Here is a 6,533-nt window from a genome sequence, read left to right as displayed (position 1 = left end):
GGAGGAGGGCGTCCGCACGGCGGGGGCGGTGGGCACGGCCACGGCCACGGAAAGAATTGACCCGGCTCACACGGCCGGCGTCCCGATGCCGGCCGCCGCCTGCCGGTCGCGCGCGATCAGCGCCACGAAGCGCTGCGCGCCCAGGCCCAGCGGCCGTTCGCGCGACCACACCACGTCCACCCACAGGTCCAGCCCGTTGCTGAGGTTCTCGAACGGAATCTCGACCAGCGCGCCCGCCGCCACGTGCGGCCGGGCGAAGTTGCGCGGCAGCCAGCCCCAGCCCAGCCCGGCGGTGATCAGGCTCAGCGCGGCCAGCGCGTTGTCGGTGCGCCAGACATGCCGCGCGAACACGAAGCGCGGGTCGCTGGTGGCCAGGTCGCGCCCCGCGACCACGATCTGGCGCGTGTTGGTCAGGTGCTCCTCGCGCAGGCGCCCGCCGGCCGCCGCGCGCAGCACGGGGTGCTCGGGCGCCATCACGGCCACCATGGTGTCGCTGCCCACCTCCTGGAAGCCCTCGCGGCCGTCGAGGCTGGGGCGCTCGAACACCAGCGCCAGCTGCGCCCGGCCGCTGTGCAGCAGCGCCAGTGCGTCGGCCTGCGGTGCGGCCAGCACCTCGACCTGCAGCAGCGGGTAGTCGTCGGCCAGCGCGGCCAGCGGCCCGCTCCAGGGCGCGGCCAGCAGCTCGGGCGCGATGGCCAGCGTGAGCCGGTCTTCCAGCCCCTGCGTGAGCGCCAGCGCCTGCACCTGCAACTGCCGCAGCTGGGCCGCGAGCAGCCGCGCCTGCGGCTCGAGCGAGCGCGCGGCCGACGTGGGCTGGGGCTCGCGGCCGCTGCGGTCGAACAGCGGCAGCGCCAGCTCGGCCTCCAGGTTGGCGATGGCCATGCTCACGGCCGACGGCACCTTGCGCAGCGCCCGCGCGGCGGCCGAAAACGAGCCGTGGTCGATCACGGCCAGGAAGACCTCGACGTTGTCGCTGGAGAAAGCCATGGCGCCCGATCTATCAATAAAACTGAAATAAGTTAACTTTTTATATCAACTAAAAGCAAATAAAGTCCCTCCATCGCAGTCAAACACACAGAGAAACAGTCATGCAGGGCCTTCAGCGTCGGATCGTTTACATCTCCCTCTACGAGGGCATCGCCATCGTGGCGGCCAGCGCCGGCCTGGCCCTGATGTCGGATGCGGGGCTCGGCCACTCGGGCCTGCTGGCCGTGGGCGCCTCGGTCATCGCGGTGATCTGGAACCTGACCTTCAACGCCCTGTTCGAGCGCTGGGAGTCGCGCCAGGCGGTGCGCGGGCGCAGCCTGAAGCGCCGCATCGCCCACGCCATCGGCTTCGAGGGCGGCCTGATCGCCTTCCTGGTGCCGATGCTGGCCTGGGGCCTGGGCGTGTCGCTCTGGCAGGCGCTGGTGATGGACCTGGGCCTGGTGGTGTTCTTCCTGGTCTACACCTTCGTCTTCAACTGGGCCTTCGACCGCGTGTTCGGCCTGCCGGCCTCGGCCATGGGCGAAGCGCAGCCTGCGTAAGCCTGCGCTTACTTAGCGGATTTATCGCGCCGGCTTGGGCGCGGCGGCCGAGCGCATCGCCAGGGCACCGCTCAGGCGCAGGCGCTCGTTCTCGTTGAAGAGCGTCTCGCGCAGCTGGGCCCGCTCGGCCTCGGGCGCGCTGGCGTAGCGGTCGAGCCGGGCGTTCCATTCCTGGGTTTCCTGGTCGAGCGTGGCCAGGCCGCGTGCCACCTCGTAGCCGTAGGCCTCGCTGCGCGCGGCAAAGCGCTCCTGGGGGCTGGCGCCGCGCGCCTGCAGGGCCTCGGTCTGGCGCATCACGTCCAGATGCGCCACCGCCTCCTTGCGCACCTCGCGCTGCGCGGGCGACAGCCAGGCCTGCTCGCTTTGGGCCAGCGCCGCGGCGCGCTGCTCGGGCGTGAGGTCGGGGTTGGACAGCAACTCCATCTTCTCGGCCATGAACCGGTCCTGCCGGATCTGGTCGCCGAACAGGCCTTCGATTTCCTCGGGCGCGAAGAACTGCCGGCGCACCGCCTCGCGCGCCTCCAGGCTGCGCCGCAGAAAGGCCGGGTCGCCCGGCGCGGGTGGTTGCAAGGTGCGCAGGGCTTCCTGCATGTCGACGTAGCGCTCCAGCAGGGCCAGCGCGCGCACGCGCCAGTCCTCGCGCAGGCGCTGGGCGAGCAGGGCGGGCGCGCGGGCCATCAGCGTGGCCTTGCTGTCGGCCTGCGCTTCGGCGAGCACCTGGTCGAAGAGGGTGATGAGGTCGCTGGTGAGCAGGGCGTCGGGGGCCGCTGCGGTGGACTGCGCCGGACGAGGCACGGTGGGCACCGCGACCGCCGCCGTGGCGCGGGGCGCGGCGGCCTGCGGCGCATCGACCGCCCCGGGGCCGATCGCCAGCCAGCCGGTCCCCACGGCCACCAGCGCGACGGCGCCGATGGTCAAGGCCACACCGCGCATGCGCAGCGTCCTCAGAGCCCCGCGCTCTTGAGTCGCGCGGCCTGTTCCCTGAACAGTTCCGGCGGCTTCTTCTCGTAGTACGGGAACTGGCTGCCGTAGGTGTTGCCGAAGGCCTGGTTCACCTCGTCCAGGTGGTTCTGGCGGTAGTCGCCCAGGTGGGTGCCCAGGCGCGTGGTGCAGACCGCGAGCAGGCCGTCGTTGGCCTCGCCGAAGAAGAACAGGCTGCCCAGCGTCGACAGCGCCGTGTCGCTCGGGTCGAACAGGTTGAAGCTGGTCGACACGCCCGACCACGAGTAGTAGCGCACGCCGTTGGCCACGGCCGCGCCGCTCTTCACGTCGCACGACGAGCCCGGCGCGGGGCGCCCCTGCGGGAACTTGGCGTCGAAGGCCGCGCCGCCCGCCGTGGTCAGCGAGGCCAGCGCGTTCAGCGGCACCTCGGGCAGCTGGCTCGGGTCCTTGCCCGAGAGAAAACCGATCAGCCCCGTCAGCAGGTCGACGGCCTTCACCACCAGGGTCTGGCCGATGCCGCCTTCGGGCAGCTTGGCGAGCAGGTCGGCCACCTTCGAGCCGCCGTTGGCGCCGCCCACCGAGGTGACCGAGGCCACCATGTCGGGCGCCACCGCCGCCACGTAGCGCACCGTGGGCGAGCCCTGCGAATGGCCGATGAGGTTGAACTTGAGCGTGGGGTTCTGCTCCAGCGCGCGGATGGTCTTGAGCTCCTGCAGCAGCTGCTCGCCGCGGATCTCGGAGGTGTTGGTGCCCGACACCTGCGCCACGTACACCTTGGCGCCCGCCGCGGCCAGCCTGCCGGGGATGTCGTAGAAGTAGTCGACGCCCAGCAGGTTGTCGAAGCCCAGCAGGCCGTGGACCAGCACGATCGGGTACTTGGTCTTCGCCGTGTCGGAGGTGACGCGGGCCTCGACGCGGGTGGCGCTGTCGCCGGCCGCGGCACGCGCTGGTGGCGCGTGAACCGCGAGGGCCGCGGCGGCCAGGAGGCCGCAGCTCAGGGCCACGGCGCGCATCGGGGTGGCTGCATGCTGCAACCGGACATTCCACTTCCTGGCCATCGGCGAACTCCCTAACGTTTGGTTAAAAACACGAACGTTCGTTCAGAAACGGTGGGCGCATTCTGTTGACACGTGCAGGAATGAAAACTGGGGTTTTCCCAGGGCGCAATCGAATCGACCTAAAATGCGCGACTTCCCAAGGAGCGTTGCAGCGGTTCGCCACAGAGGCGAATCGTCAGGCTTGGGGCGACAACGACGCTCGCCTGTCCGACTCTTCCGCAGGTGAGGCCATGTCCCAGATTCCCGCATCCGTTTTCGCTCCCGTCGCTCCCCCTCCCATGAAGCTGTCCGGCCTCGAGCCGGTCGCCATCGGCGAGGGCACGCTGTTCGTCAACATCGGCGAGCGCACCAACGTCACCGGCTCCAAGGCCTTCGCGCGCATGATCCTCAACGGCCAGTTCGAGGACGCCCTGGCCGTCGCGCGCCAGCAGGTGGAGAACGGTGCGCAGGTGATCGACATCAACATGGACGAGGCCATGCTCGACAGCAAGGCTGCCATGGTGCGCTTCCTGAACCTCATCGCCAGCGAGCCCGACATCGCGCGCGTGCCGGTGATGGTCGACAGCTCCAAGTGGGAGGTCATCGAGGCCGGCCTGCGCTGCATCCAGGGCAAGGGCATCGTCAACTCGATCTCCATGAAGGAGGGCGTCGACAAGTTCAAGCACGAGGCCAAGCTGGTCAAGCGCTACGGCGCCGCCGCCGTGGTCATGGCCTTCGACGAGAAGGGCCAGGCCGACACCTACGCACGCAAGATCGAGATCTGCGAGCGCGCCTACCGCGTGCTGGTCGACGAGGTGGGCTTTCCGCCCGAAGACATCATCTTCGACCCGAACATCTTCGCCATCGCCACCGGCATCGAGGAGCACGACAACTACGCGGTCGACTTCATCAACGCCGTGCGCTGGATCAAACAGAACCTGCCCGGCGCCAAGGTGTCGGGCGGCGTGAGCAACGTGAGCTTCAGCTTCCGCGGCAACGACCCGGTGCGCGAGGCCATCCACACCGTGTTCCTGTACCACGCGATCCAGGCGGGCATGGACATGGGCATCGTCAACGCCGGCATGGTCGGCGTGTACGACGACCTCGAACCCACGCTGCGCGAGCGCGTGGAAGACGTGGTGCTCAACCGCCGCCCCGACGCGGGCGAGCGCCTCGTCGAAGTGGCCGAGACCGCCAAGAGCGGCGCCAAGGACGACAGCAAGAAGCTCGAATGGCGCGGCACGCCCGAGCACCCGGTGCACGTCAACCAGCGCCTGTCGCACGCGATGGTGCACGGCATCACCGACTTCATCGTCGAGGACACCGAAGAGGCCTACCAGCAGATCCTCGCCAAGGGCGGGCGTCCGCTGCACGTGATCGAAGGCCCGCTGATGGACGGCATGAACATCGTGGGCGACCTGTTCGGCCAGGGCAAGATGTTCCTGCCGCAGGTGGTGAAGTCGGCGCGCGTGATGAAGTCGGCCGTGGCCCACCTCATTCCGTACATCGAGGAAGAAAAGCGCCAGGACGAGGCCGCGGGCCGCGACGTGCGCACCAAGGGCAAGATCATCATCGCCACCGTGAAGGGCGACGTGCACGACATCGGCAAGAACATCGTCACCGTCGTGCTCCAGTGCAACAACTTCGAAGTGGTGAACATGGGCGTGATGGTCCCGTGCCACGAGATCCTGGCGAAGGCGAAGGTCGAGGGCGCGGACATCGTCGGCCTGTCGGGCCTCATCACGCCCAGCCTCGAAGAGATGCAGTACGTGGCCGGCGAGATGCAGAAGGACGACCACTTCCGCATCAAGAAGATCCCGCTGCTCATCGGCGGTGCCACCACCAGCCGCGTGCACACGGCCGTGAAGATCGCGCCGCACTACGAAGGCCCCGTGGTCTACGTGCCCGACGCCTCGCGCAGCGTGAGCGTGGCGCAGAGCCTGCTCTCGGACCAGGCCACCGCGTACATCGACGAGATCAACGCCGACTACGAGAAGGTGCGCACGCAGCACGCCAACAAGAAGCAGGTGCCGATGTGGCCGCTGGCCAAGGCGCGCGCCAACAAGACGCCGGTCGACTTCGCGAACTTCGTGCCCACCGTGCCCAAGTTCATCGGCCGGCGCGTGTTCAAGAACTTCGACCTCACCGAGCTGGCAAAGTACATCGACTGGGGTCCGTTCTTCCAGACCTGGGACCTGGCCGGCCCGTTCCCCGCCATCCTGAAGGACGAGATCGTCGGCACCGAGGCCGTGCGCGTGTACGCCGACGGCCAGCGCATGCTCAAGCGCCTCATCGAAGGGCGCTGGCTCAGCGCCAGCGGCGTGGTCGGCTTCTGGCCCGCCAACACCGTGAACGACGACGACATCGAGCTCTATACCGACGAGACGCGCAGCGAAGTCGCGCTCACCTGGTACGGCATGCGCCAGCAGACCGAGAAGCAGATGATCGACGGCGTGATGCGCCCCAGCCGCTGCCTGGCCGACTTCGTCGCGCCCAAGGACAGCGGCGTGAAGGACTACGTCGGCGTGTTCGCCGTCACCGCCGGCCTGGGCGTCGAGAAGAAAGAGAAGTTCTTCATCGACGACCTCGACGACTACTCCGCCATCATGCTCAAGGCCCTGGCCGACCGGCTGGCCGAGGCTTTTGCCGAAGCCATGCACCACCGCGTGCGCACCGACCTGTGGGGCTACGCGCCCCACGAAGGCCTGAGCAACGACGACATGATTGCCGAGAAGTACCGCGGCATCCGCCCCGCGCCCGGCTACCCGGCCTGCCCCGACCACAGCGTGAAGGGCCCGATGTTCGACCTTCTGAACTGCGCGGACATTGGCATGACCCTGACGGAGAGCCTCGCTATGATGCCCGCCGCCAGCGTGAGCGGCTTCTACCTCGGGCACCCCGATGCGACGTACTTCAACGTCGGCAAGATCGGGCACGACCAGTTGCAGGACCAGGCCGCGCGGCGCCGCACGAGCGAAGCGGAGCTCGAGCGCCTGCTGGCGCCGAACCTTTGAACCTGCCGGCCGGT

General features: G+C 68.7%; 5 protein-coding genes and 1 riboswitch. Of the genes, 2 read left to right on the top strand and 3 right to left on the bottom strand.

Translation table 11 applies throughout. The annotated features are described in order from the left end of the window. Positions 1 to 66: 66 nt before the first annotated feature. Complete coding sequence (locus tag AC07YS_RS11695; RefSeq protein WP_062474000.1) at positions 67 to 987, bottom strand: LysR family transcriptional regulator; 921 nt, start codon at positions 985 to 987, stop codon at positions 67 to 69. A 101-nt stretch (positions 988 to 1,088) separates the two neighbouring features. On the opposite strand from AC07YS_RS11695, the gene AC07YS_RS11690 reads away from it, so the two are divergent. Beyond that, entirely contained in the window at positions 1,089 to 1,526 is a 438-nt protein-coding gene (locus AC07YS_RS11690) for a PACE efflux transporter (RefSeq protein WP_062473998.1), read from the top strand. A gap of 21 nt (positions 1,527 to 1,547) precedes the next feature. Here AC07YS_RS11690 and AC07YS_RS11685 read toward each other — a convergent pair whose 3' ends face one another. Together AC07YS_RS11685 and AC07YS_RS11680 are read right to left on the bottom strand one after the other, a co-directional pair. Next, complete coding sequence (locus AC07YS_RS11685; RefSeq protein ID WP_495267853.1) at positions 1,548 to 2,459, bottom strand: lipase secretion chaperone; 912 nt, start codon at positions 2,457 to 2,459, stop codon at positions 1,548 to 1,550. An 11-nt stretch (positions 2,460 to 2,470) separates the two neighbouring features. Continuing rightward, entirely contained in the window at positions 2,471 to 3,481 is a 1,011-nt protein-coding gene (locus AC07YS_RS11680) for an esterase/lipase family protein (RefSeq protein ID WP_495267854.1), read from the bottom strand. Positions 3,482 to 3,658: 177 nt separating this feature from the next. Next, positions 3,659 to 3,734, top strand: a riboswitch (S-adenosyl-L-homocysteine riboswitch). A gap of 22 nt (positions 3,735 to 3,756) precedes the next feature. Here AC07YS_RS11680 and metH point away from each other — a divergent pair. After that, the gene (gene metH / locus AC07YS_RS11675; RefSeq protein WP_495267855.1) at positions 3,757 to 6,519 is read left to right on the top strand and encodes a methionine synthase; all 2,763 of its coding nucleotides are present in this window, start codon (positions 3,757 to 3,759) and stop codon (positions 6,517 to 6,519) included. Positions 6,520 to 6,533: the final 14 nt, after the last annotated feature.

The sequence above is a fragment of the Variovorax sp. GW458-11-26-14-LB1 genome (assembly GCF_059423965.1).
The sequence above is the reverse complement of the archived record's forward strand: the minus strand, read 5'-3'. Positions and strand labels throughout refer to the sequence as shown.